Genomic DNA, 25120 nt, shown 5'->3' on the forward strand with positions numbered 1-25120 from the left:
GCCGTGGAGAAGACGCACATGAACGGCGCAACCCCGCCAAGGTGCCCCTATAGCCGACGAGCGGCGCTCCTGGCCCCGCTGGCCGTCGCATCCTTGCTGAGCGTCGCAGCCACGAGCCCCGCGCTCGCCGCAGACCGGCAGCCGACCGTGGTCGAGCTGTTCACCAGCCAGGGCTGCTCGTCTTGCCCGCCGGCCAACGCCAATCTCGCCGCGCTCAGCCAGCGCCCCGGCATTCTCGCGCTCAGCTTCGGTGTGACCTACTGGGACAAGCTTGGCTGGGCCGATACCTTCGCGCGCCGCGACTATACGGCCCGGCAGATCGCCTACGAAGGGCCGCTCGGCGAGGATGCCCCGTTCACCCCGCAGGTCGTCGTCAATGGCCGGGCCTCGATCGTCGGCAGTGACCTTGCGGCGCTCGAGGGCTTGATTGCCGCGACCCCGCCTCGGCCGCAGGGCGCGCCGGACGTGTCGCTGCGCCCGGCGGCCGTCGAGGTCGGCGCGAGCGCGGCGCCGGCGGGCGGTGCCGACGTCTGGCTGGTCCGCTACGACCCGCACCGGGTCGACGTGCCGGTGCGGCGCGGCGAGAACGGCGGCCGCACCCTGCCGCATAAGAATGTAGTCCGTGACCTGGTGCGGCTCGGCCGCTGGACCGGCGTGCCGGTGACGCTGCCCGTCACGGCCGCGCCTGCCGGCCTGCGCACCGCGGTGCTGGTCCAGGTGCCGGCCGGCGGTCCAATCCTCGCCGCGGCGACCGACTGATCCTCGATCCAGGGCGCCGGCGCTTGGCCGGCACCCGGAACCGCGCCGAGCCGCCGGCCGGCGCTTGCCCCGCGCTGATGCAAAGCGCCTAACGTTCAAAGGACGACCATCATGACCCCGATCGCCACAATTGCCCGCGTTGGCCTTCTCGCCGCCGGCGTCGCCCTTGCCTCCTTCGGCGCGGCCCAGGCGCAGGACGCGATGAAGAAGACCGACCCTATGAAGTCCGACTCCATGAAGAGCGACGGCATGAAATCGGACGCCATGAAGTCCGACAGCATGAAGGCGGACACGATGAAGAAGGACAGCGCGAAGACGGACGCCATGAAGACCGATTCGATGAAGTCGGACGCCATGAAGAAGAACTGAGGCGTGGCGGGGTCGATCCTGGCCCTGCCGCCTCGAGATGGCCGGGGCTTGTCCCGGCCATCCACCCACGCAGCGCGAGGGGAGCCGGACCGCACGGGCCGGCGCCGCCGCGCGGTGACCGAGACCGGCGCGAGTCCGGCCGTGACGCAGGACGCGGCGTTCGCCACCAGCCCTCATGATCCGGGTGACCCGGCGGGCAAGGGGATTGCGTAGAGCCGCGGCCGAGCATGTTTTCTCTGAGGCCTGCCGATGACGACACTCCAGCCAAGCTCCGTTGCCAGCTCCGCCGCGGCCCTCCCGCGGCGCCGGCTCGTCTACCGCCACGCTCTCGCCGTGCGCCTGACCCACTGGCTCAACGTGATCTGCCTGATGTTCCTCCTGCTCAGCGGCCTGCAGATCTTCAACGCCCATCCCTCGCTCTACTGGGGCCAGTACGGCGCCAATGCCGACCAGCCTTTCATCGACATCGGGGCGGTGCGGGACGGCGACCGGATCCGCGGCGTGACCCGCATCGGCCCGGTGAGCATCCCGACCACCGGCGTGCTCGGTGCCTCTTCCGTCAACGGCGAGACCCGGGCCCGCGCCTTTCCCGCCTGGCTCACCTTGCCGAGCTATACGGACCTCGCGACAGGGCGCCGCTGGCACTTCTTCTTCGCCTGGCTGTTCGTCATCAACGGGCTCGCCTATCTGATCTACGGCCTTGCCGCGGGGCATTTTCGCCGCGACCTGCTGCCCGACGCAGACCAGCTCAAGCCGGCCCATCTCGTCCGCGAAATCGCCGACCACGCGCACCTGCGCTTTCCCAAGGGCGAGGCCGCCCGGCGCTACAACGCGCTGCAGAAGCTCGCCTATCTCGCCGTGATCATCGTGCTGCTGCCGCTGATGGTGGCGACCGGCCTCACCATGTCGCCGGGCATGAACGCGGCATGGCCGTGGCTCGTGGACTTGTTCGGCGGGCGCCAATCGGCCCGCACCCTCCACTTCATCTCGGCCTCGCTGATCGTCGCCTTCGTCGTCGTCCACCTCGTCATGGTGCTGGTCTCCGGCCTCTGGAACAACCTGCGCTCCATGATCACCGGCCGTTTCGCCATCGATACCGACAGGAGCCCGTGATGCTGATCCGTCCCAGCCGGCGCCGGTTGCTTCTGGGCTCCGCCGCCACGGCCGCCACGGCCCTGCTCGGCGGCTGCGACGCGTTGGTCGACAATGACCACGTGAGCCGCGTCATCGCCTCCGCCGAAGGACTGACCAAGGCCGCCCAACGGGCGGTGTTGTCGGACACGAAGCTGGCCCGCGAGTTCACCCAGACGGACCTGTCGCCGGTGTTCAAGGCAAACGGCACCCAGCAGCCGGAGGGCGAGGCCTACGCCGAACTGGTCGAGACCCGTTTCGCCAATTGGCGGCTCAGGGTCGACGGCAAGGTCGTCAAGCCGCTAGAGCTGTCGCTCGCCGAGCTAAAGTCCCTGCCGGCGCGCACGCAGATCACGCGGCACGACTGTGTCGAAGGCTGGAGCGCCATCGGCCAATGGACCGGGGTGCCGCTCGGCCTCGTCCTCAAGGCGGCGGGGCTGACGAGCGACGCGCGCTTCGTCGTGTTCCATTGCGCCGACGAATACGAAAAGACGCTCGACGGCAGCGGTCAGTATTACGAAAGCATCGACCTCGTCGACGCCTTTCATCCGCAGACCATCCTCGCCTACGCCATGAATGGCCAGGAGCTGCCGGTGGCCCACGGCGCCCCTCTGCGCCTGCGCGTCGAACGCCAGCTCGGCTACAAGCACGCCAAATACGTCATGCGCATCGAGGCCGTCGACAGCCTGGCGCCGATCGGCCGCGGCAAGGGCGGCTTCTGGGAGGACCGTGGCTACGAATGGTACGCCGGGATCTGACCGGATGGCCGCCCATGGGCGGCGTCCGACGCCGATCAGCGGCGACATGTCACCGACGGTGCCGGCGAGAGAGCCTGGCGGCGTAGCTCGGGAGTTCGGCGGATGGCGGCGCGCCGACGGGCAAGCGTCGATGCCGTTGATGGCCCTGGACGGGAGCAGGCACGAATTCACCGGGCACCGGCGTCGACGCAGTTCGGTTGCCTTCCTCCCAGAGGAGGACGACGACGCCAGGCAGCCGCGGGCGCGCCTGGGCCGCACGCCGATGGTACAGTCGCTTTTCGGGAAAGCGGTCCTGACGGTGCGCCCATGTGCTGTCTATTGCGGTCCGGTCGCTGCACGCGTGCCCGGCTCGTCCTCGGCGCCGCGCTCGGGTAAGGAGGCCGGCATGGCTGCGCGGATATTTCTGGCCGGGGCATCCGGCGTCATCGGACGCTCGCTGGCGCGGCAGCTTCGGGACGCAGGCCATCTGGTCGTCGGCGCCACACGGACGACGCAGGGACGCGAGGCGCTTCAAGCGCTCGGGATCGAGGCCGTCATGGTCGACGTCTTCGATGCGCCGACCCTCACGCGCGCCGTCTCGGACGTCGCACCGGAGGTCGTCATTCATCAGCTGACCAGCCTCGCGGGCGGTATCGATCCCGCGTCGGCGACCGAGACCATTGCGCGCAACGCCCGCATTCGCCGGGTGGGCACCGCCAACCTCGTGGCCGCGGCGCGCGTCGCCGGTGCCAGGCGCCTGATCGCCCAGAGCATCGCCTGGGCCTATGCGCCCAAGCCCCCGCCCTATCGCGAGTCCGACCCGCTCGACACCGAAGCAGGAGGCCTGCGCGCCCTTTCGGTTCGCGAGGGGGTCATTCCGCTCGAGGATGCGGTGCTGGGGCAACGGGACATGGACGGCATCGTCCTGCGCTATGGCCAGCTCTATGGCCCAGGCGCCTGGACGGAGACCCCCAAAGGATCCTCGCCCGTGCACGTGGATGCAGCCGCGCATGCGGCGCTCCTCGCGATCCATCGCGGCGCCGCGGGCCCGTACAACATCGCCGATCCCGGCGGCGAGGTGTCGATCGACAAGGCCGAAGCGGAGCTGGGTTGGCGCCCCGACGTTCGACTCGCGCCGGGCGAGCGGCGCGAGTCCCTCAGTTCCTAGACCGACATGGCGCGAATCCCCTCCCAATACATGGCCGGCCTGACGCTCGAGCGCGCGGGGCCGACGCCGCTCGTCGAGCAGATCGCCCGGCATGTCGAAGCCGCCATCAGCGAGGGCGCGCTTTCACCTGGGGGACGGCTTCCCTCGTGGCGCGATCTTGCCGCGCAGCTGGGCGTCGCCCGTGGCACGGTCAAGGCGGCCTACGAGTTGCTGATCGACAGGCAGCTTCTGGTCGCAGCCGGGGCCGCAGGAACCCGGGTCGCAGATCCCTTGCCGTCGCCGACACGCCCGCCTGCTGCCGATGACGCTGACCTGGTCACGCCCGACGTCAGGCACGAGGTCGACCTCCCGCTGGTCTTCCGGATGGGCGTCCCGGCCCACGATGCCTTTCCCGCCACCGTCTGGTCGCGCCTGCACCGCCAGGCGGTGCAGCAAACCTCCATGCTCACGGGCCATCTGGACCCGCGTGGCCTGCCCGCGCTCAGGGCGGCGCTGGCGGCCCACGTCGCGATCGCGCGGGGCGTCGCATGCTCGCCTGACCAGGTGATCGTGACGACCGGCTTTCGCGCAAGCCTGGCCACGGCGCTCCAAGCCGTCGGAGCCGCCGGCGGGCAGGCCTGGGTGGAGGATCCCGGCTATCCTGTCGCGCGGCGCGCGCTCGAGCTCTCGGGCCTCCACCCGGTCGCGGTGCGGGTCGACGGCGAGGGCGTCGACGTGGCCCATGGACGCAATCTGGCGCCCCGCGCCGCGCTGGCCTTCGTGACGCCCGGGCAACAGGCGCCCACGGGCGTCGTGCTCTCGCCGCGGCGGCGCCAAGACCTGTTGAGATGGGCCGCCGAGGCCGGCGCGTGGGTCATCGAGGACGACTACCTGGGCGAGCTCCAGCTATCGGGCCGGTCCGCGCCGGCGCTCGCCTCCTCCGATCACCCCGGACGGGTCATCCACATCGGGTCGTTCAGCAAGACGCTGAGCCCCATGCTCGGCGTCGGCTTCCTGGTCGCCCCGCTGCCGCTCGCGCAGCGCCTGATCGATATCGCGGTGTGGCTCTCGGCGCCACCGAACGCCGCTGTGCAGCTGGCGCTCGCGATGTTCCTGCGCGAAGGACACTACCTGCGGCATCTGCGGCGCATGCGGCAGCTCTATGCGCGGCGGCGCTCTCGGCTCGTCGAGGTGCTGGGGACGCTCGGTGCGCAGGGCTGCGGGCCGGCCGGACTGGCGGTGATGCTCCCCTTGCCCCATGGCTTCGACGACTGGCGCCTGGCCGAGCGCGCCCGCGCCGTAGGCCTTGCTCCCGCACCGCTCTCGCCGTGGTTCGCCGCAGCCTCCCAGCTCAACGCGGGACTGCTTCTCGGGGTTAGCAACGCCGTGGAGAACCGGATCGTGCAGCACTGCCACCGGCTGCTGGCGCTCATCTCCGAGCCAGCCCACGCCGCGGGGCGCTCAGCAGGCTTGCTGCGACCGCCCAGCACCCGTCGCCCGACCATCGATGGTCGCGACTAGGGCGTCGCGCGTGGCCGAGGCAATCTCCTCATCCAGAAAGGCGGTGCCCTGCAGCGGCAGCACATGCACCGTGTTCAAGCCGACGCAGGACAGGATCGCGGACAGATAGGGCGTCAGGAAATCCGGCTGGTTGGCGCGCTCGCCGGAGAAGATGCCGCCGGAGGCGACCGCGACATAGACAGGCCGGTCCCGGAGCAGCCCCGACTTGCCGGTGGGGGTCGGCACGAAGGTCCGCCCGATCCGCACGATCTGATCCACCCACGCCTTGAGCACCGACGGAACGGTGAAGTTGTTCATCGGCGTGCCGATCACCAGAATGTCGGCTTCCTCGACCTCGACGATGAGCTCCTCCGAGAGGCGCAGGGCGTCGCCCGAGGCGCTCGCAAGTCCGGCAGGCGATGCGAGAGCGCTCGCATAGGACGCGTCCGGGTGCGCTATCGGCTCGCTGCCGAGATCCCGCCGACTGACGCGGGCGCCCGGGTGGAACGTCAGGAGACGCCTGACGACAGACTCGGAGAGCTGCCGGCTCTGGGATTGCGGGCGCGGGCTGCAATCGATGTGCAGGATGTTCATGGGGCCGCCTCCAGCAGCTTGACAAAGCGGATGGCGCGGTCCGCGAGGCCCTCGCGCCTGTAGAAGCGCTGGGCGGCAACATTGTCAGTGGCGGTGTCGAGGGCCAGATGCACGCACGCCTGGCGAGCGCCGATGATCGAGAGTTCGCGCAGCAGCGCAGCGCCGAAGCCGTTGCCCCGCTGGTCGGCCGCGGTCACGAGGTCGTCGACGTAGAGGAAGCGCCCATGAATCAGGTTCTCCATCACGCGATAGCCGGCGACCGCCAGCGCTCGCTCGCCATTCCAGACGGCGAGCACCCGGTAGCCATCGCCGGCCATGGCGGAAGCGCGGGCGCGCCACGCGCCGGCATTCTCGAGGCGCGGACGCAACTCGGCGATCACCGGGAAACAGGCCGTCAGATCGTCGTCGCTGATGGCGTGCCGGACGACGGCGCCCGGCGATGGCGACTGCGGAGATATCGGCTCGATGGTCATGGCTCCTCGCGGGATCGCGGCGGTTGGTCCGCAAGGAGTTAAAGCTTCGCCCGACCTTCAATCAGGGCCAGGAATACGTGTTCGGGCTGGACCAAGATCGGGCCGGCGCCATGCGCAATAGGCCCTCGCGCTCCGGCGTCCTACTCCTCCGGCTCCGTCGTGAACAGCAGCGGATAGCCCTTGCTGCGCCCGGCGTCGGTGGCGCGGGCCGCCTTGGTCTCGGCCACGTCGCGCGCGAACACGGCGACGACGCAGACGCCGCGCTGGTGCGCGGTGATCATCACCTTGAGGGCTTCGCTCTCGTTCATACGAAACTCGGCTTCGAGCACGCCGACGACGAATTCACGCGGCGTGAAGTCGTCGTTGACCAGGATGACCTTGTGCAGCCGCGGACGCTCGGTCCGCGGGAGCACCTTGGTCCGCCGCTTGGTGTCGATACGCTCCACCGGAAACCTCGTCCGATTTGCCGTCTACCGCTGTGATCTGGATCAGCCGAACCTTCGCATACCCGAGGGCGCGGGTCCATGCGACGGCATGCCGTCGAGGGCCGGCGAGGCCGCCGCCTGTGTATGCCGGCGACCGTCCGATACGCTTCCGGGCGCACAGACCTTGCCAGCAGCACCCCGCTCGCCGGCGAGACCCTGCACCCGACCGGGGCGTAGAACGGACGGCCCGCCGCTTGCCAGCCCGACGCATCAGCGGCATCGGCAGCCGGCCCGAGCAGTCGATCGAGGGTGCGGGAATGGCGGCGCGGCGGCCGTGGACTTGGCCCATCGGCCAGCCTGCCGTCGCCGGTGCGGCTATTTCTTGCCCCCACCGGATTCGGCGACGAATTTACTTCGACATCGCCGAACAATAGAAGCAAATTCCGACTTATTCATCTTACGGTGGGACGCTCAGAGGAGATTTCGATGCTTGACCGTCCCACGCCCTCCGCACCGGCAGAGCTGTCGCGCCTGTCCCCTCCCGCCGCCGATGCGCTGAGCGCCGATGTGCGCACGCTCGTCGAGGCCAACCACAACGAAAACTGGATCCGCGCGCTGTCCCTCAACGCCGACACGGCCAAGCGCTTCGTCGCCTATTTCGGCAGCCTGTTCGACCCGGTCGGCGGCCGCCTGCCATTGCGCGAGCGCGAGCTGATCGCCGTGATCGTCTCGTCCACCAACGGCTGCGGCCTTTGCGAGATCCACCACACCAACGCGCTCGCCGACCTCATCGGCGACGCGCCGAAGGCGCGACGCATCGCGCTCGACCATCACCTGGCGCCGCTCAATGTACGCGAAGAGGCGCTGGCCGACCTCGCCGTGCGCATCACCCAGGACCCCAAGTCGGTGCAACCGGCCGATTTCGACGAGCTGCGCACGGTGGGCTTTGCCGACGCCGAGATCCTCGAGGCAGTGGAGACCATCGCCTGGTTCAACCACACCAATCGCATCTTCATCTCGCTCGGCGTGATTCCGGACGCCAAATACTTCCAGCGCTGAAGCTCAAAGCCCGCAGCGGACGTCGCTGCGGGCCTTCACCGCGCCGTGGCGCGGCCCGCCGCGGCTGAGAGCCGGTCAAGCGCCGCTCAGGCGACCTTGGCCTTGGGCCGGAAGGCGCCGCGATAGCGCGCCGCAGGATGGCGTTCATTCAGCCGGGCGCCGGAGCCGGCGAACAGCCGCTCACGATAGGTGCCCGGTCCATACGCCCGCTGCGCCAACCCGCGCTGCTGGAGCACCGGTAGCACGTTCTCGATGAACTCGGCGAAGGAGCCCGGGGTCGTCTGGTAGATGACGTTGATGCCGTCGACGCCGGCCGCCTGCCAGCGCGCCAGCTCGTCCGCAATGCTCTCGGGGGTGCCGACGATGCGTGTGTTGTAGGCATAGGCCTGCCCGATGTCGGCCACCGTCGCCCGCAGGCCGGGATTGGCCTCCTCGAAGAAGCGCACCAGCCCCTGCACGCCTTCGATGTCGAGCTCGTCCACCGGCTGATCCGGAGGCAGCAGGCCGAGATCGATACCGAGATCGCGGCTGATATGGGCGAGCAGGCCGTCGTCGCTGCGATATTCGTCGAGGTCGCGCGCCTTGCGTCGCGCTTCCTCCTCGGTGCTGCCGATGACGAAGGACAGGCCCTGGACGAACAGCAGGTCGCCCGGATCGCGGCCGGCCGCGGCGACCTGGCCACGCACCTCGGTCACCAGCCTGGCCGCCCCCTCCGGCGTCAGGCTGGTGATGAAGGTGCCCTCGGCGTTCTGCGCGGCGAAGGCGCGTCCGGCATGCGAGGAGCCGGCCTGGAAGAGCACCGGCGTGCGCTGTGGAGAGGGCTGCGACAGATGCGGCCCGAGCACGCGGTAACGTTCGCCGACGTGGCGGATGCGGTGGATTCGGTCGGGGTCGGCATAGAGGCCGCGCTGCTTGTCGGCGATGACGGCATCGTCGTCCCAGGAGCCTTCCCAGAGCTTGTAGACGACGTCGACGTATTCCTCGGCCCAGCGGTAGCGCTCGTCGTGCGGCACGATGCGCTCGAAGCCGAAGTTCTGGGCCGCATTGTGGCTGACGCTGGTGACGATATTCCAGCCGATCCGCCCCTTGCTCAGATGGTCGAGGGTCGACACCTTGCGCGCGAAGTTGAACGGGTGCTCCTGCAGGATTGAGCTCGTAAAGGTGAGTCCGAGATGTTCCGTGGCGCCGATCAGCGCCGCGATCAGAGCCCCGGAATCGTTGATCGGGATCTGCACGGCCTCCTTGATGTAGGTGTCCCAGCTGCCGCGATAGGCAGGGTCGGTGCCCAGGACATCGGCGACGAACAGCGCGTCGAAGCAGCCCTTCTCGAGCAGCTTGGCGAGGTCCACCCACGGAGCGAGATCATTGAAATCGGTCTGCCGCGTGTCCGGGTGGCGCCAGAAGCCGTGATAGACGTGGGAGACGGCGTTCATGGAGAAGCCGTTGAGGATCAGTCGCTTTGTCATCGGGCGGTATCCTTGGTGGCGAAGCCGCGCTCGGCCCGCATTTCTCGGCGCCCGCGAAGCGGTGGCCTACGATGCGGTTACTTGACGATAGCGCCGAGGATGCGCTCGCGACTGACGAGCACTGCGGCGATGACCACAACACCCTTGACGATCATCTGCGAATACTGCGTCACGCCGAGCAAATTCAGGCCGTTGTCGAGAATGGCGATGATCAGGACGCCGATCAGCGTGCGATGTGGTCCGCCGACGCCGCCGGCAAGCGAGGTGCCGCCGACGACGATCGCCGCGAGGCTGTTGAGCAGCAGCTCCTGGCCGATCGACGGTCCGGCCGCACCGAGCCGCGCCACCATCAGGATCGCGCCGATGCCGGTGAGCAGGCCGGACAGGGCAAAGGCGTAGATCTTGTAGCGCCGAACCGGGATGCCGGCCGTGCGTGCCACCGTCTCGCCGCCCCCGATCAGATACATGTAGCGGCCGAAGCGGGTGCGTGTGGCGATCAGCACGGCGAGCGCCCACGCCACCAGCGCGCACAGGGCGATGTTCGGCAGCCGCGGCACGAGCTGGCCGATGGCGATCTCCTCGAAGCCCGGCAGGTCGAACTGGATGGCACGGCCTTCGAGGATCTGCAGCGCGAGCCCGCTGAAGATGGACAGCGTGCCCAGCGTCGCCACGAACGAGGGGATGCGGCCATACGCATAGATCACACCGTTGAACAGGCCGAGCAGAAGGCCGATGCCGGCGGCGACGAACAGCACGCCGCCGCCGACGCCCGTGAGGTTGAGCAACTTCACGCTTGCGGCGGCGACGAACAGCACGATAGCTCCGACCGAAAGGTCGATGCTGCCCATCAGGATGACGAAGGTGCCGCCGAGGCACACGATCAGCAGGGCCCCTGCTTGGCCACTGATGGCGGTGAAGTTGCGCAGGGTGGCGAAGGAGTCCGTCGTCGCCGAGAAGAAGGCGATCAGCACCGCCACGACGGCTATGGGCAGCCACAGGCTCTTGTCGAGACGCGGCAGGCGCAGCGGGTGCCTGGCGGGCGGGGACAGGGTGTCGGCTTCGACACTCATCGTGCGAGCTCCGGTTCATTCGGATCGACAGGATCTGCGACGGCGGGCCCGGGCACGCCGTCGGCGCGCCCCGACTGGGGCAGCATCAGCGCGACGAGCTCGCGCTCGGTCGGCTTGGCGGACGCGGGGGCGGGCACCTCGGCGACGCGCCGGCCGCGCTGGAGGACGATGATGCGGTTGGCGAGGCCGATGAGCTCGAGCAGCTCGTCGGTGATCAGCAGGATCGCGACACCCTTGTCGGCAAGGTCGCGGACCAGCCGGTAGATCTCCTCCTTGGCGCCCGCGTCGACGCCCCGCGTCGGATTGTCGAGGACCAGCACCTTGGGCTCGCGGCAGAGCCAGCGTGCCAGGACCGCCTTCTGCTGGTTGCCGCCCGAGAGGCGAGCCGCGCGCACATCCGCGGCCGCCGAGCGGATCGCGAGGCTGCGCACGTAGTGCTCGGCGATGGCGATCTCGCGACGGCGACGCCAGACGCCGAGGATGTTGGAGAACAGGTCGGCGCCGCTGGCGAGCGAGATGTTCCAGGCGACGCTTGCATCGGCAATCAGTCCCTCGGCCATGCGCTCGGCCGGCACGTAGCCGAGACCCTGGCGCACGAAGCGGCCGATGTCCGGCTGCGCGTCCGGGCCGCCGTCAAGCGAAACGGTGCCCGAAGTCGGCGGATCGACGCCGGCCACCGCCTTGCCCAGGGCGCTCTTGCCGGAATCGAGCAGGCCGCCGATGCCGACGATCTCGCCGGCGCGCACGGCGAGGTCGATGGGCTCGAAGGCGCCCTCCCGCGCCAACGCCCGGGCCTGCAACACCACGGGGGCGGCGGGGGCCAGAACGCGCTGGCGCCGCTCGTAGTAATAGTCGGCCGCCCGTTCGCGGCCCACCATGTAGCCGTGCAGGTCCGCTTCGCTGGTGCCCCCCGGCGCGAGTTCGGCGACCAACCGCCCGTCCTTCAGCACATAGATCACGTCGGAGACGTCGAGCACCTCGGTCAGGCGGTGGGACACGAACAACAGCGAGCCGCGCGCCCTGATCTTGGCGACGAGCCGGAAGAACGCCTCCTCGTCGCGCCGGTCGAGGGCCGAGGTCGGCTCGTCGAGCAGCACGACGGGCTCGTCGATGGCCGCCAGGTGAATGCCGGCGAGGCACGCCCGGGCGATCTCGATCGACTGGCGCTTGGAGAAATCGTAGTCGCCCGTCCGGCGGCGCACATCGACGTCGAGCCCGGCGTCGTCGATGATGCGCTCGGCCGCGGCGATCATTGCCGGGCGATCGAGCACCTGCCCCAGCCGGGCGAAGCGCGCCTCCTGGCCGATCAGCAGGTTCTCGTAGACCGGCACGTTGAGGATCAGCGACTGTTCCTGGAACACCCGCGCGACGCCCCGACGAGTCGCCTCGCCATAGTCGCGCGGCTGGTAGGCGACGCCGCCAATGCGCATGCGTCCCGCATCGGGCGCAACGATGCCGCTCAGAATGTTGAACAGGGTCGATTTGCCGGCGCCGTTCTCGCCGACGAAGGAGACGACCTTGTTCCGCGGCACGGCGAAACCCACGTCCTGGAGGATCGGGTTGGGGCCGTAGTGCTTGGTGAGCCCTTCCGCCTCGAACAGCAGGCCGGGCGCGGCGGGTAAGAGCGGGCCGGAGGTCGTCATGGGCGTCCCGGCGCCTGCCCGGCCATGGCGCGCATCCGAGCTCAGACCTTCCGGTTCGGCGAGGGGCCGTCGAACTTGATCCGGTAGTGGTCCGCGTACTCCTCCTTGACCGCCTCGAATTCGCCGCTCGCCCTGGCATGGGCATACGCCTTGGGAGGCGCCCAGCCATCGGGCTTGGGATAGCCGCGCCAATGGCGCTCCAGGTCGATCGGATAGACATCCGCCTGCGGATCCCAGTCGTTGGGATGCAGCACGCGCGACAGCTTGCGGTAGTCGAACGGCTCCACCTCCCTGTTGTCGACATAGCGGTCGATGTAGCCGTCGACGTTTTTTTCAGTAACGGTGATCGCACGCCAGTAGAGCTGGCGCTCGGCGGCCTTGGGCCGCCAGCCGTGGGTGACGTCGTGGATGCGGGCGGCGAACAGGGCACCGGTGAAGACCGGGCTGTTGCCGCTGGTCGCCGTCTGAAGCCCGCGCTTGATGGCCTGGGCGCCGAGCGAGGTGCCGTCGGCGCCGCCGACGAACACCTCCCGGCCGGGGCGGATGCCGGCATTGCGCAGCGCGGCGAGCGCGCCCTGCGCTTCGTCGTCATTCTGGGTGATGATGCCGGCGATGGCCTTGTTGCGGGTAAGCAGGTCCTCGGTCGCCTTCAGCGATTCCTCGCGCAGCCATTTGCCGGGAAGCTGATCCACCAGCCGGGTCTTCGGGAAATCCTTGAAGGCGTCGTCGCGGCCACGGTTGCGGGCGTTCTCGCACCAATTGCCGGGTGTTCCGGTGAGGGCAACGACGTCACCGCCGCCGAACGTGGCGGTGACCGCCTTCAGCACCTCGGCGCTGACGCCGCGATGCGCCTCGTCCTCCTCCGGCACCGCATAGAGCGTATAATAGTCGCCGGCATCGAACGGCGTGTACCACGCCACGCTGTCCCACACGGCACCGAAATAGGTGCCGGTGTCGTTGGCGACCTGCCCGACCCGCCGCAAGGCGCTGCCGTCGAGGATGTTGAAGAAGCCGCCGGCCGCCTTGGTGGTGGTGAGCTGCTCGAACTGGTTGAGCTGGCGATTGCTGTCGATCTGGCCGTCGAGGAACACGTAGTTCAGGCCAAGTGCCTTGGACGCGGCTTCGGCACCCTTGCTCACCAGCTGGTTGTACTCGGTGCAGGCGCTCCAGGCGAGGTAGGCGATCTTGCCGGATGGGTCGGCGACCGCGACGCTGGGCAGGCCCATGGCGGCTGCCGCCACGCCCGCGGCCGCGCCGGCCGAGGCGAGCGCCAGGAAGTCGCGGCGCGAGACGCCATGGGTATCCAGCCGGTCGAGATAGCCGTCGACGATCTTGCGGTCCTCGAAGTCGGGAAAGGCGGCGGAGGGCTTGATGGGGGTCATCGGCGCGAAGCGGATCCTGGGCATTAGGCCACGGGGTGACGGACAAGACGTCAGGTCTTGTGGTTCGGGGATGGGCCGTCGAACTTGATCCCGCCGACCGGCGGGGAGGACGGGATCAGCTGTTGGGCGAGGGACCGAAGAACTTGATCTTGTAGTGATCCCGGTATTCAGCCGTCACGGCCTCCCACTCGCCGTTGGCCTTGGCGTCGCTGTAGGCTTTGGGGTAGGTCCAGCCTTCCGGCTTGGGGATGCCGGCCCATTCCTGGTCGATGTCGAGCGGGAAGACCTCGGCCTGCGGATCCCAGTCGGTGGGGTGCAGCACCTTGGACAGCTTGCGGTAGTCGAACGGCTCGACGCCCTTGTTGTCGACGTAGCGCTTCACATAGACGTCGACGTTGTCCTTGGTGGTGGTGACCGAGCGCCAGTAGAGCAGCCGCTCGGCGGCGCGCGGCGTCCAGCCGTGGGTGACGTCGTAGAGGCGAGCGGTGAAGAAGGCGCCGAAGAAGGCCGGGCTGTTGGCGCTGGTGGCGAGTTGCGAGCCCTGCACGATGGCCGTGGCGCCCTCGCTCGTGCCATCGGCGCCGACCACGAGCACATCCTTGCCGGGCCGGAGGCCGGCGCCCTTCAGCGCGGCGATCACGCCCTGGGCGACGTCGTCGTTCTGCGCCACCACGCCGACGATGTTGCGGTGGCGCGCCAGGAGATCCTCGGTGGCCTTGAGGGAATCCTCCCGGTTGAAGTTGCCGGGAAGCTGACCGACCAGCCGGGTCTTCGGGAAGTCCTTGAAGGCGGCGTCGCGGCCGCGGCTGCGCACCGTATCGGTCGAGAACCCGGGCACGCCGGTCACGCCAAGGATGTCTCCGCCGCCAAAGCTTGCCGTGACGGCCTTGAGCAGCTCCGCCGTCACCCCGCGGTGCGCCGAGAACTCCTCGGGAACGGCGTAGAGCGTGTAGTAATCGCTCGCGTCGAACGGCGTAAACCACGGCAAGGTCGCCCAGACATTGGCGAAATAGACCTTGTTCTGCTGCGAGAGCTGGGCGATGCGCTTGAGCGCGCTGCCGTCGGAGGCATGCAGGATGACGCCCGCCGCGCCGGTTGTCGTCTGCTGCTCGAACTGGTTGAGCTGACGCTGGCTGTCGAACTGGCCGTCGAGGAAGGCGTAGCCGAGGCCGAGCGCCTTGCTCGCCGCCTCGACCGCCTTGCCGGCCTGGATCATGTACTCGACGCGCGAGGTCCAGGCGAGATATACGAGCTTGCCGTCCGGCGAGGCGACGGCGGCGCCGGGCAGGCCGGCCGCGCCGGCCACCGCCCCCGCGAGAGCGCCCGCCGAAGCCAGCGCAAGAAAATCGCGGCGGGAGACGCCTCGCGTGTCCAGCCGATCGAGGTGCGCATCGACGACGCGCTTGTTGTCGAAAGCCGGAAAATGCCGGGGATCGGTATAAGCGGGCAAGGGCACTCCGAGTATTAGATTTATCTTCTACGCAAACAAGCGTATTCGCGTCCCGCAAGAAAGTCTTACTTTATTTTCCGCAGAATATGACAAAATATTCGCTGTTAACATCGGGCGTACGACATGTAGGATCGCGCCCGGGGCGACCCGAGCCGTCGCCTGCCTCGCGACCGAGCGCCATCGCGACAGCGCCACCGGAATCCTGAATCACTCAAGTGAAGCGCGTTATGTTTCCGTACTCATAGATATTACATGAGTTACCCAAAGCATCGCCCGACAGACGTAGGAGATCACCAATGTCGAATCTCTCCCTTGCGCACGATCGTACTGCATCTCCGGCAGGCACCGTCGACGATGCGGAGCCGGTCTCCCGCCTGGGGCTCCCCGATGAGGCCGGTCTACCGGCGCATGTGCGCGCGCTCTACGACGACTTTCGGGCGCATTACGGCTTCGTGCCCAACTGGCTGAGCGCCCTGGCGATCAATCCGGACACGGCCTACCGGCTCGTCGAATTCTACCGGCATCTGTTCGATCCGAAAAACAGCCACCTCACCGCGGCCGACCGTGAGCTGATCGCCGTCGTCACCTCGGCGGCCAATCATTGCAGTTACTGCGTCTTCAATCACACCCAGGCGCTCGCCTCGGCGCTGGGCGACAAGGTGCGCGCTCAGCGCATTGCCCAGGGCTACGGACACGTCCGGCTCTCCGACCGCGAGCAGGCGCTGGCCGAGACCGTCGATCTTCTGACCCGCAGTCCGACCGCCGTCGGCGAGGCCGAGATCGAGCGCCTGCGCCGGCTGGGCCTCACCGACAAGGCCATCACCGAGGTGTTCGAGATCTCCGCCTTCTTCAGCTACGCCAACCGGCTCACCATCGCGCTCAACGTGGTGCCGGACGCACAGTTCTTCTCGGCCTGACCGATCGTGGAGGGATGCGCACATGAACCAGATCACCCGCGACATCCGGGCCGATATTGCGACGCCGGCGGGCGCGCCGCTCGCAACCGGACGCACGCTCACGGATGAGCTGCTCGCCCGCTTCGCGGGGCGCGCGGCTGCTTACGACCGTGACAACCGCTTCTTCCAGGAGGACTTCGAGGACCTCAAGGCGGCGGGCTATCTGCTCGCCTCCGTGCCCGAGAGCTTCGGCGGCGCGGGGCTCGCCCTGCCGGAACTGCTCGGTGAACAGGTGCGCCTCGCCTATCACGCTCCGGCGACGGCGCTCGCCATCAACATGCACCTCTACTGGACCGGCACGGCCGCCCATCTATGGCGCCGCGGCGATCACTCCGCCGACTGGATCCTCCAGGAGGCAGCGGCCGGCAAGGTGTTTGCCGCCGGCCATGGGGAGCCCGGCAACGATCTGGGCCTGGCCGGATCGCTGGTCGACGCCCAGCCGCTCGGCGACGGCAGCTACCGCTTCACCGGCCGCAAGACCTTCACCTCGCTCTCGCCGGTCTGGGACTGGCTGGGCATCCACGGTCTGGACAGCTCGGACCCTGCCAATCCCCGCATCGTCCATGCCTTCATCGCGCGCCGGGCGCCGGGTCATCGGGTCGAGGAGACCTGGGACACGCTGGGGGTGCGGGCGACGCGCAGCGACGACACGGTTCTCGAGGGCGTGGTTGCCGACGCCGCGCACGTCACGCGCATCCTGCCGGCGGGCCCCCCGGTCGATCCGTTCGTCGACGGCATCCTCGGCGCCGCCATTCCATCGATCGCCGCGGTCTACTACGGCATCGCCCGGCGGGCCTTCGACCTCGCCGTGGATGGTGCCAAGCGCCGCACCTCGCCGGCACTCCGCGGCAAGACCTACGCCTACCACGGGCCAACCCAGACGGCGGTGGCGCAGGCGGCGATCGAGCTGGACAGCATCTGGGCCTTGCTGGACCGGGTTGCCGTCGAGTGGTCGGAGAATGCCGACCACGGTCCCTATTGGGGCGCCAAGCTGCTGGCGGCCAAGCAGCATGCGGTCGACGGTGCGCGCCGGGTGGTGGACCTCGCCACCAAGATAGCCGGCGCCTCGTCGCTCTACCGCCGCAACGAGCTCGAGCGCCTCTATCGCGACGTCCGCTCCGGGCCGTTCCACCCGCCGAACACCGACGCCTCCTACGACGTGATCGGGCGGACCTACCTCGGCGCCCTCGACGCCCCCGCGTGAGCTTCGGCTCCCGAGCGGCAGCATCGCGGCGACACACGATATGATCGCGGCTCCCCGGATCGGCCCGCTGCGGCGGCGGGGAACCGCCCCTCCCCGAACCACCGAAGGTCAGGATTGCATGAGTCAGATCGACTTGGCGTGGGGCGCAGGCCCGAGCCCCGGCTACGAGGCCCTCGCCGGCCGCTTTCGCCCCCTCTTTGCGCGGATCGCCGAGGGTGCCCTGCGGCGGGAACTGGATCATGAGCTGCCGCACGAGCCGATCCGCTGGCTCAAGGAAGCGCGGTTCGGCGCGGTCCGCGTGCCACGTGAGGACGGCGGCCACGGCGCCAGCCTGCCGGAATTCTTCAACCTGCTGATCGAGCTCTCCGAGGCCGATTCGAACGTCACCCAGGCGCTGCGCGCCCATTTCGGCTTCGCCGAGGACGTCCTCAACGTCAGGGCGCCGGCGCATCGCGAGCGCTGGAGTGCGCGCCTCGCCCACGGCGAGATCGCCGGCAGCGCCTGGACCGAGATCGGCGATGCGAACATCGATGGCTTCTCGACCCGCGTCAGTGCCACGGGCGGCGGGCTGGTACTCAACGGCGCCAAATACTACACGACCGGCTCGCTGTTCGCCGACTGGATCGATGTCGGCGCCACCGGGCCGACCGGCGAGCGCATCTCGGCCTTCGTGCGCAGGAGCGCCGAAGGCGTCTCGGTGGTGGACGACTGGGACGGCTTCGGCCAGATCCTGACCGCCAGCGGCACCACCACCTTCACCGACGTGGCCGTCGCGGCGGATGACATTCTGCCCGACGAGGACCGCTTCAAATACTCGGCCGCCTTCTACCAGCTCGTCCAACTGGCGACGCTGGCGGGGATCGGCCGCGCCATTGCCGGTGACGTCGCCACGGCCGTGGCGGGGCGCACGCGCACCTACACGCACGCCGCCGCACCGCGCTCGAGCCGCGACCCGCAGGTGCTCCAGGTGGTGGGCCGCATCCGCGGCGCCGCCTATTGCGCCGGCGCCATCGTGCTGCAGGCCGCAGCCTCGCTGCAACGAGCCTTCGATACCCGCTTCGCCGGCGATCCCGCGGCCGAGGAGCGTGCCAATGCCGTCGCCGAGCTGGAAACCGCGCAAGCGCAGACGGTGGTCAGCAACCTCATTCTCGAAGCGGCGACCGTCCTGTTCGATGCGCTCGGCGCGTCGGCCACCAAAAAGCCGGCGGGTCTCGACCGGCACTGGCGCAACGCCCGCACCCTGTCCTCCCACAATCCGCGCATCTACAAGGACCGCATCGTCGGGGACTTCGCCGTGAACGGCACCCTGCCGCCCTACCAGTGGCGCATCGGGACGCCCGCTGCGCCGACGCTGGAAGCCGGTCCGGAAAAGGGGCGCACCGCGGTCCGGGCGGTCACCTGAGAGCGGCCGCGCCAGCGCCCGATGGCGGCGGATCGCGCAGTAGGTTCGCCGCCATGAAGGAGAGGAAGGCGGCGACGTCGCGCGAGGTATTGCGGCGGCCACGCCGTCGGCGGCGTGCGCTCTTTAGGGCACGGCCTTCAGCGGCCCAGGATTCCGGCGTCGCGCCCGCCGCCGCTCGCAGCTGAAGCGCATCGACGGCATCTGACCGAACGGCAACCAGGCGCGTGATTACTTGGCGGGGAACTGTGTCGCGGCCGTCCGGCCGCCTGCCGGCGCCGGCGGCGCGGCCGCCGGCAAGCGGCCCGGATGCGGCGACAACGGTCCGGCCGGCACACGGCCGAGCAAGGCCACCAGCACGAGGCCGGCAAGAGCGATGCAGAAGGCCATCTGGAAGCCGTCGATATAGGCCAGCGCATTGGCCTGCTGCCCGACGATGGCGTGAAGGCTCGACAGGCCGCGCGCGACGAGCGCCTCGGGCGAGCTCTCGCTGCCGGCAAAGGCATGGGCCAGCCGGTCCAGCGCACTATGGGTGTTTGCGCCTCCGGCCGGCATGTTGAGCCCCAGCAGGTAGGAATGCAGCTGCTCGCGATGCACCAGGAAGGTTGCCATCAGCGTCGTTGCCGTCTCGGCGCCGCCGAGGCGCACCACCTGGATGTAGGCGGCCGCCGCCGTCGCCTGCTTGGGGTCGGAGCTGGCCAGGATGAAGACGATGGCGGCGAGCAGCGTGAAGCCCTGGCCGATCGACTGGAGCAGCATCATCGGCGCGAAGGTCCAGGGCGCCCACAGGGTCGTGAGCCCCATTCCGAGCTTAGCCGCGACGGCGAAGGCGATGAAGCCGATCAGCATCGTCAGCCGGGCATCCAGCCGGCCGAGGAGCAGGACGGCCAGCGGCGTGGTGACGAGCAGCGGCAAGGCGCTGGTCACGAACACCGTCCAGCCGATCTCCTCCGGCCTCAAGCCTATGACACTCATCAGGAAACCCGGCACCAGCTGGGAGTTCGACAAGCTGGTGGCCGTGTAGGCGAAGATGATGAGAATGCCGAGGCTGACATTGCGCTTGGCGATCACCTTGTGGCTCGCCCACGGCGCGCGCACCAGCAGCTCGTTGAGGAAGAAGAGAACGACAAGCACGGCCCCGCCGGCCATGAGGCAGGTGATCAGGCCGGACTCGAACCAATCGAGGCGATTGCCCTGATCGAGCGCGGCGTAGATCAGCATCCATCCCGTGCCGAGCAGGGCCATGCCGCCCCAGTCGGCACGCCGGAGCAACTCCACGTCCACCCTCTCGCGGGGCGTGCCGAGCCGCACCAGGAGGCCGACGATCGGCGCCAGGATCATGTCCTGCCAGTAGATCCACTGCCAGCCCAGGTGCGCGTCGTAGAGCCCGATCAGCAGCGGACCCGTGTTCAGCGAGAAGGTGAGGCGGAAGGCGTAGATCGCCAGCGCCGGCACCCACCAGCCGATCGGCAGGTTGCGGAAGATGATCATGATGGTAGCTGGGATGAACACGCCGAGCAGCAGCGCCCGCACCACATGGAGCGTGACGAGCAGTTCCCAGGTGTGAACCATGGGCACCGCCAGGGAGATCGCCGCATAGGTGAGGCTGGGCCAGAACAGCAGCCGTCGCACGCCGAAGGTCGCGGCGAGCCAGGCCACCGCCGGCGCGATCAGGATCTGCGGCGCCGTAGCAAAGGTGTTGAGCCACGCGCCCTGATCGAAGCTGAGGCCGTAGGCGCCGCGCAGGTCGGGCAGGCCGACCGAGAACAGGCGCGTGTCGAAGCCGACGATGAAGGAGCCGAGCAGGACGGCGGCGGCGGCATAGACCGGCCGCGGACAGGCGAGCCCGAAGGATCCGCCCGGGCGCGGCGTCATATTCTCAACGATCGCCGTCGACATGGATGCGCGCCTCCACGGACATGCCAGCGCGCAGGCGCTCGACCAGCGGCTGACCGGGGTCGATCTCGATGCGGACGGGAATGCGCTGCACCACCTTGGTGAAGTTGCCGGTCGCGTTGTCCGGCGGCAGCAGAGCGAAGACCGCGCCGCTCGCCGGCGACAGGCGCCCGACCCGGCCGCGCAGCGTCTGCCCGGGAAAGGTGTCGACGTCGATGGCCACCGGCTGGCCTGCGGCGACCCGGGCGAGCTGGGTCTCCTTGAAGTTGGCGATGACATAGACGTTCGGCACCGGCACGACGGAGAGGAGGTTGGTGCCGATGTTGACGTAGTCGCCCGGCTGCACCTGCCGCGTGCTCGCCACGCCGTCGAAAGGGGCCACGACCGATGTGTAGCCGAGCTTGAGCCGGGCGCTCTTCAGGTTGGCCTGCGCTGCGTCGAGATTGGCGCGCAGCGTTCCCTCCTGTCCGAGCAGGACGTCGAGCTGGCGCTGCTGCGCCTCCGTCGCCGCGTCCGTCGCCGCCGCGCTCGCCACCGCCTCGTCGTAGGCGGCCGTTACTTGCTGCAGCTTTTGCAGCGTGCCGGCGATGCCGCCTTGCACCAACGTCTGCTGGCGGTTGCGCTCCTGGAGCGCCTCGGTCCGAGCGGCGAGCGCCGCATCGTGCTGCGCCTTGGCCTGCCGGGACAGGGCATTCTGCAACGCCTCCTGATTGGCGAGGTTGTCGAACGCCGCACGAGCTCCGGCCACCGCCGCCTGCGCCCCGTCGACGGCGGCCTGATAATCGGCCGGATCGATCTCGACGAGCACCTGCCCCGCCGTCACCGGCGCGAAATCGTCCACCAGCACGCGCCGCACGTTGCCGCTGACGCGGGCTGAGAGCGTGGAGACATCGGCATGCACGTAGGCGTCGTCGCTCGACTGCACCGCAGCCTGGCTCACCCAGCGCCCCCAGCGGTCGCTGGAGAATGCGATGAGCCCGACCACCGCAGCAATGGCCGCCGCGGGGATGGCCAAGCGGCGCAAGCCGCCGGCGACCGGGACGGCGGGCTCCGGCACCGGCGGCGCATAGGTGCTGACGGAGGATTCGACCATGGCCATGACGGACTACTCCGATGTGCGCCTGTCTCGCTCCAAGCTAACGCTCGAATCTGATCGTGCCGAGATCGGCATCGTCTCGACGCAAGCTCTGCGATGATGTCGGCTCGGCCAAGACTTTAACAATTACGCGACACGTCGCCGGATCTTCGTGTATTCAGATCGCCCGGGCACACTTACAACTGCTTCCTATTTTTGATTTAGGGCAATTCATACCAACGTTTGGGTTACTGCGGACCGCCTGACGCCTGCAGATAGATGCGACAACAGGAAGGTTCCGAAAGGGCAGACCGATGACGACCCGCCCGACGATCAACGAGCGACAGGCAAGGCCGGTGGCGACGCCCTTGGGCCTCCGCGCCATGCGAGAGCCGCCGTCCGCAGGAGCGTCCGTGCTTGCTGAACCCGGACGGCCCGCCCGCAGCGTCGACCGATCGATCGTCCGCGTCGGACCCGCCCAAGTCGGCGCCGGGCGACAGGATGCCTCTGGCGGCGAATGCCCCGCGCTCGATCCCGCCGGCGCGAACGGCACGTCGGAGCGGGAGGGCGTCGTCCGCCGCTCCAAGGCGCCTCGCCGACCCCAGCCGAGCGGCGGGGGGGGAAATCGCCCCGGTCAACGCACTGCCGAATTGGCGGCTGAAGCGCATCACGGCCTACGTGGACGAGCACATCGGCGAGCCCCTGCCGCTGCTCGACCTGGCCAAGACTGCCGGGCTCAGCAGGATGTATTTCGCCGCCCAGTTCCGGGCGGCCACCGGGCTGCGGCCGCACGAATACGTCCTGCGTCGGCGCCTCGACCATGCCCAGGGACTGCTCGCCCGGACCGCGGAGCCGATCGTGGCCATCGCGCTCAGCGTGGGCTTCCACACGCAGGCGCACTTCACGACCGTGTTCAAGCGCTTCGTCGGCGAGACGCCGGCGCAATGGCGGGCGCTGAACCGGCCGCACGATATCGGCGGGCGGGCCGCAACCTCCGCGAAGCTAGACTGAGGGCCCGCCGTCTCCAGGCGCACCGTCGGCCACATCGTGCGTCGCGGGCGCTGCCTCGCGGCGGCTGTGTCGGCCGCGGAGGTAGCGGACGGCGCCGACGCCGAGCGCCACGACGATCGCAACGCCCAACATCAGCAGGGGCTCGTGAACGAAGCGGCTCAGCTCGTGCCGATGGGCGCCGACGGCGAGCACGACGCTTCCCCAGAAGCCGACCCACAACAGTGCCCCGATGGCATTGAAGGCCACGAACACGGCCCACGGCATGCGCAGGCTGCCGGCGACGAGACCGTTGATCTGCCGCAGGACGACGACGAAGCGCGCCGCCGCGACCACGGCCGGCCCCCACCGGCGGAAACGCTCGACCGCCCAGGCGTAGTGACCGGCGGTGATGCCCACCCGGGCGCCGAACCTCACGATGGCCTCGGCGCCGAGGCTGCGCCCGATCACATAGCCGACGTTGTCGCCGAGAACAGCCGCGCACCACGCGCCAACAAGGAGCGCGGTCGGATCGAGCTGGCCCTGCGAGGCCAGCCCGGCCCCGGCGATGAGCATGATCTCGCCCGGCGCCGGAACGCCCAGCGAGTCCAGGAAGATGGCGACCGCGACCGCCCACGCGCCGTAGTGCTGAATATACTCGTGCAGCCAGGGTGCAAGCTGTGTATGGCCCGTCACGCTGGCGCCTCGCCCTCATCCATTCGCTCGTCCGGCATAGCAAACCGCTGCGATGGGCGACAGCGCGGCGACGCACCGACGCTGCCGGGCCATCTATCCCGCCCGGCAGCAGCGGCTCTGCGTGCGGCGCCTATTCCGCCGCGATCTTGGCCTGCGAGCCGTCGCCGGGGCGGCGGGTGGCGCCGGCCGCCGCCAGGGCGCGCTCGCGCGCCTGCTGCAGCGGATAGAGCCGGTTCATCATCAGCCGCTGGGCCGGCAGGCCGCCGCCCGCCTGGAGCGCCACGACGAAGTGCCAGCCGCCGAAGGCATCGGCGGTGAGGTCGCGGATCAGGTTATAGACGCGCATGCGCGTCTCGACGTCCACGCTCTTCTTGGTCGCCAGGTACTTGCGGATGTACTTGCCGGACTCCTCGTTGCGCAGGTCGCTCTCCAGCGGCAGCGTCAGCACCAGGCCGCCGCTCAGGTCGTGCAGGTAGCGCACGGTCTGATGGTAGTTGGCGGCATAGTAGTATTTGGCTGCATTCACGGCGAGCGTGTTCGGATGAACCATGCCGGACGGCGTCGTCTCGTAGTGCCGGGTGGCGTAGTCGAGCGACATGCGCAGCATCTCGGCGTAGGTGATCAGCTCGGCGATGGAGTTCTGCGCGACCGCATCGCTCTCCTTGCCCTGCATCTCCGTCACCAGCTGGGCGAGGCCGACGAACATCTCGGAAATGTTGACGGCGCCGATGAGGCCGCCGGTACGTTCCCACAGGCCCAGCGACTGGGCCAGCCGGCTGGCGAGCTGCACCTCGCCGGCCAGGAACACCCGGTCCCACGGCACGAACACGTCGTCGAAGACCACGAGGCCTTCGGGCATGCTGTGGTGGGCGCTGGCCGGATAGTCGAAGGCGTTGAGCTCGGCCGGGGCGAAGCTGCGGTTGATGATCTTGACGCCCGGGGCATTGACCGGGATCGAGAACGAGACGGCATAGTCGGTCTCGTCCTGGCGCATGCCCTTGGTCGGCATGACAACCAGCTCGTGGATCACCGAGGCGGCGGTGATGTGCAGCTTGGCGCCCCGCACGACGATGCCGTCCTTGCGGCGCTCGACGATGCGGACGTAGAGATCGGGATCGTCCTGCTCATGGGCGCGGCGCTTGCGGTCGCCCTTGGGGTCGGTGATCACCTCGGCCCCGCGCAGGTCGTTGTCGCGGCAATACTTGTACATACGCTCGATGTTCTCGGCGTACATCGGGTTGACCTCGGCTACCGCGTCCTTGACCTGCATCAAGGCCATGAACACGCCGGAGACGGCCGTACCGATCGAGGTGTGGCGCAGGAGGTCGATGCGGGTGTTGAGGTCCTCCGGGGTGCGCGGCACCTCGTAGATGCGATGCGCCTCGCTGCCGTCCTCGGTGGTGTAACGGCGCAGGCGGCCAGCCGCGGGATCGTCGTATCTATAATCGTTGGCCACCAGGTCCAGCGGCACCTTGAAGCGGGCATTCTTGGTGATGTCCGCGATGTTCTCGCCATCCCAATAGGTGACGCGGCCGTCCCGCAGCGATTCGATATATTGCTCAGGCGTCTTCAAAGCCATTTTAACCTCCCCGCGACTTAAGTTTCGTGACTTAAGTATATTGAGTCTTTGGGCGATAACGCTCTGCGCCACGGCCCAGAGTCGCCGCGCTGCGCACGACCGCGTGGCCGTCAGGCCAGCGGC

Annotated in this window: 23 protein-coding genes; 11 read left to right on the top strand and 12 right to left on the bottom strand. The window is 68.9% G+C overall.

Going from position 1 to position 25120, the window contains the following annotated elements; translation table 11 throughout:
• Positions 1-18 precede the first annotated feature (18 nt).
• The 6 genes from IEW34_RS00540 to pdxR all read left to right on the top strand — a co-directional run bounded on the left by IEW34_RS00540 (position 19) and on the right by pdxR (position 5664).
• On the top strand, positions 19-759 hold the full coding sequence (locus IEW34_RS00540) for a DUF1223 domain-containing protein (protein WP_188607189.1): 741 nt from the start codon (positions 19-21) through the stop codon (positions 757-759).
• A gap of 111 nt (positions 760-870) precedes the next feature.
• Positions 871-1128, top strand: coding sequence for a pentapeptide MXKDX repeat protein (locus IEW34_RS00545; RefSeq protein WP_188607190.1), 258 nt, complete (start codon positions 871-873; stop codon positions 1126-1128).
• Between the two features lie 249 nt (positions 1129-1377).
• Positions 1378-2241, top strand: coding sequence for a cytochrome b/b6 domain-containing protein (locus IEW34_RS00550; RefSeq protein ID WP_188607191.1), 864 nt, complete (start codon positions 1378-1380; stop codon positions 2239-2241).
• Positions 2241-3017, top strand: a complete 777-nt coding sequence (locus IEW34_RS00555) for a molybdopterin-binding protein (RefSeq protein WP_188607192.1) — start codon at positions 2241-2243, stop codon at positions 3015-3017. The genes IEW34_RS00550 and IEW34_RS00555 overlap by 1 nt, the downstream gene beginning before the upstream one ends.
• Before the next feature lie 385 nt (positions 3018-3402).
• On the top strand, positions 3403-4164 hold the full coding sequence (locus tag IEW34_RS00560; RefSeq protein ID WP_188607193.1) for an NAD-dependent epimerase/dehydratase family protein: 762 nt from the start codon (positions 3403-3405) through the stop codon (positions 4162-4164).
• Between the two features lie 30 nt (positions 4165-4194).
• Positions 4195-5664 carry a MocR-like pyridoxine biosynthesis transcription factor PdxR gene (gene pdxR / locus IEW34_RS00565; protein WP_188607194.1) on the top strand — a complete coding sequence of 490 codons (1470 nt, stop codon included), beginning with the start codon at positions 4195-4197 and terminating at the stop codon, positions 5662-5664.
• Here the strand turns inward: pdxR and IEW34_RS00570 are convergent.
• The 3 genes from IEW34_RS00570 to clpS form a co-directional block, all read right to left on the bottom strand.
• Positions 5605-6237, bottom strand: a complete 633-nt coding sequence (locus IEW34_RS00570; RefSeq protein WP_188607195.1) for an FMN-dependent NADH-azoreductase — start codon at positions 6235-6237, stop codon at positions 5605-5607. The genes pdxR and IEW34_RS00570 overlap by 60 nt on opposite strands.
• A complete protein-coding gene (locus tag IEW34_RS00575) occupies positions 6234-6710 on the bottom strand; it encodes a GNAT family N-acetyltransferase (RefSeq protein ID WP_188607196.1) in 477 nt (158 codons plus the stop codon). The genes IEW34_RS00570 and IEW34_RS00575 overlap by 4 nt, the downstream gene beginning before the upstream one ends.
• Positions 6711-6850: 140 nt before the next feature.
• Positions 6851-7156 carry an ATP-dependent Clp protease adapter ClpS gene (clpS, locus tag IEW34_RS00580; RefSeq protein ID WP_188607197.1) on the bottom strand — a complete coding sequence of 102 codons (306 nt, stop codon included), beginning with the start codon at positions 7154-7156 and terminating at the stop codon, positions 6851-6853.
• 465 nt (positions 7157-7621) lie between these two features.
• On the opposite strand from clpS, the gene IEW34_RS00585 reads away from it, so the two are divergent.
• Positions 7622-8194 carry a peroxidase-related enzyme gene (locus IEW34_RS00585; protein ID WP_188607198.1) on the top strand — a complete coding sequence of 191 codons (573 nt, stop codon included), beginning with the start codon at positions 7622-7624 and terminating at the stop codon, positions 8192-8194.
• A gap of 86 nt (positions 8195-8280) precedes the next feature.
• Here IEW34_RS00585 and IEW34_RS00590 read toward each other — a convergent pair whose 3' ends face one another.
• The 5 genes from IEW34_RS00590 to IEW34_RS00610 form a co-directional block, all read right to left on the bottom strand.
• Positions 8281-9660, bottom strand: a complete 1380-nt coding sequence (locus tag IEW34_RS00590; RefSeq protein WP_188607199.1) for an LLM class flavin-dependent oxidoreductase — start codon at positions 9658-9660, stop codon at positions 8281-8283.
• A gap of 77 nt (positions 9661-9737) precedes the next feature.
• The gene (locus IEW34_RS00595) at positions 9738-10730 is read right to left on the bottom strand and encodes an ABC transporter permease (RefSeq protein ID WP_188607200.1); all 993 of its coding nucleotides are present in this window, start codon (positions 10728-10730) and stop codon (positions 9738-9740) included.
• Positions 10727-12373, bottom strand: coding sequence for a sugar ABC transporter ATP-binding protein (locus IEW34_RS00600; RefSeq protein WP_188607201.1), 1647 nt, complete (start codon positions 12371-12373; stop codon positions 10727-10729). The genes IEW34_RS00595 and IEW34_RS00600 overlap by 4 nt, the downstream gene beginning before the upstream one ends.
• 41 nt (positions 12374-12414) lie before the next feature.
• A complete protein-coding gene (locus tag IEW34_RS00605) occupies positions 12415-13755 on the bottom strand; it encodes a sugar ABC transporter substrate-binding protein (protein WP_188607202.1) in 1341 nt (446 codons plus the stop codon).
• A 115-nt stretch (positions 13756-13870) separates the two neighbouring features.
• Positions 13871-15205, bottom strand: a complete 1335-nt coding sequence (locus tag IEW34_RS00610) for a sugar ABC transporter substrate-binding protein (protein WP_188607203.1) — start codon at positions 15203-15205, stop codon at positions 13871-13873.
• A gap of 296 nt (positions 15206-15501) precedes the next feature.
• Between IEW34_RS00610 and IEW34_RS00615 the strand changes: the two genes are divergently transcribed.
• From IEW34_RS00615 to IEW34_RS00625, 3 genes are all read left to right on the top strand, one after another.
• On the top strand, positions 15502-16122 hold the full coding sequence (locus IEW34_RS00615) for a peroxidase-related enzyme (RefSeq protein ID WP_188607204.1): 621 nt from the start codon (positions 15502-15504) through the stop codon (positions 16120-16122).
• A 22-nt stretch (positions 16123-16144) separates the two neighbouring features.
• A complete protein-coding gene (locus IEW34_RS00620; protein WP_188607205.1) occupies positions 16145-17365 on the top strand; it encodes an acyl-CoA dehydrogenase family protein in 1221 nt (406 codons plus the stop codon).
• 118 nt (positions 17366-17483) lie between these two features.
• Entirely contained in the window at positions 17484-18767 is a 1284-nt protein-coding gene (locus IEW34_RS00625) for an acyl-CoA dehydrogenase family protein (protein WP_188607206.1), read from the top strand.
• Between the two features lie 228 nt (positions 18768-18995).
• Here IEW34_RS00625 and IEW34_RS00630 read toward each other — a convergent pair whose 3' ends face one another.
• On the bottom strand, positions 18996-20663 hold the full coding sequence (locus IEW34_RS00630) for an MFS transporter (RefSeq protein WP_244641662.1): 1668 nt from the start codon (positions 20661-20663) through the stop codon (positions 18996-18998).
• The gene (locus IEW34_RS00635; RefSeq protein WP_308424349.1) at positions 20644-21759 is read right to left on the bottom strand and encodes an HlyD family secretion protein; all 1116 of its coding nucleotides are present in this window, start codon (positions 21757-21759) and stop codon (positions 20644-20646) included. The genes IEW34_RS00630 and IEW34_RS00635 overlap by 20 nt, the downstream gene beginning before the upstream one ends.
• Before the next feature lie 393 nt (positions 21760-22152).
• Between IEW34_RS00635 and IEW34_RS31025 the strand changes: the two genes are divergently transcribed.
• Positions 22153-22746 carry a helix-turn-helix transcriptional regulator gene (locus IEW34_RS31025; RefSeq protein WP_308424350.1) on the top strand — a complete coding sequence of 198 codons (594 nt, stop codon included), beginning with the start codon at positions 22153-22155 and terminating at the stop codon, positions 22744-22746.
• Here the strand turns inward: IEW34_RS31025 and IEW34_RS00645 are convergent.
• Both IEW34_RS00645 and IEW34_RS00650 read right to left on the bottom strand, forming a co-directional pair.
• The gene (locus tag IEW34_RS00645; RefSeq protein WP_188607207.1) at positions 22738-23418 is read right to left on the bottom strand and encodes a DedA family protein; all 681 of its coding nucleotides are present in this window, start codon (positions 23416-23418) and stop codon (positions 22738-22740) included. The two genes, IEW34_RS31025 and IEW34_RS00645, sit on opposite strands and share 9 nt — an antisense overlap.
• Before the next feature lie 130 nt (positions 23419-23548).
• Entirely contained in the window at positions 23549-24997 is a 1449-nt protein-coding gene (locus IEW34_RS00650) for a 4-hydroxyphenylacetate 3-hydroxylase N-terminal domain-containing protein (RefSeq protein ID WP_188607208.1), read from the bottom strand.
• Between the last annotated feature and the right edge of the window lie 123 nt (positions 24998-25120).

It is taken from the genome of Chelatococcus reniformis, assembly GCF_014640075.1.
GTDB lineage: Bacteria > Pseudomonadota > Alphaproteobacteria > Rhizobiales > Beijerinckiaceae > Camelimonas > Camelimonas reniformis.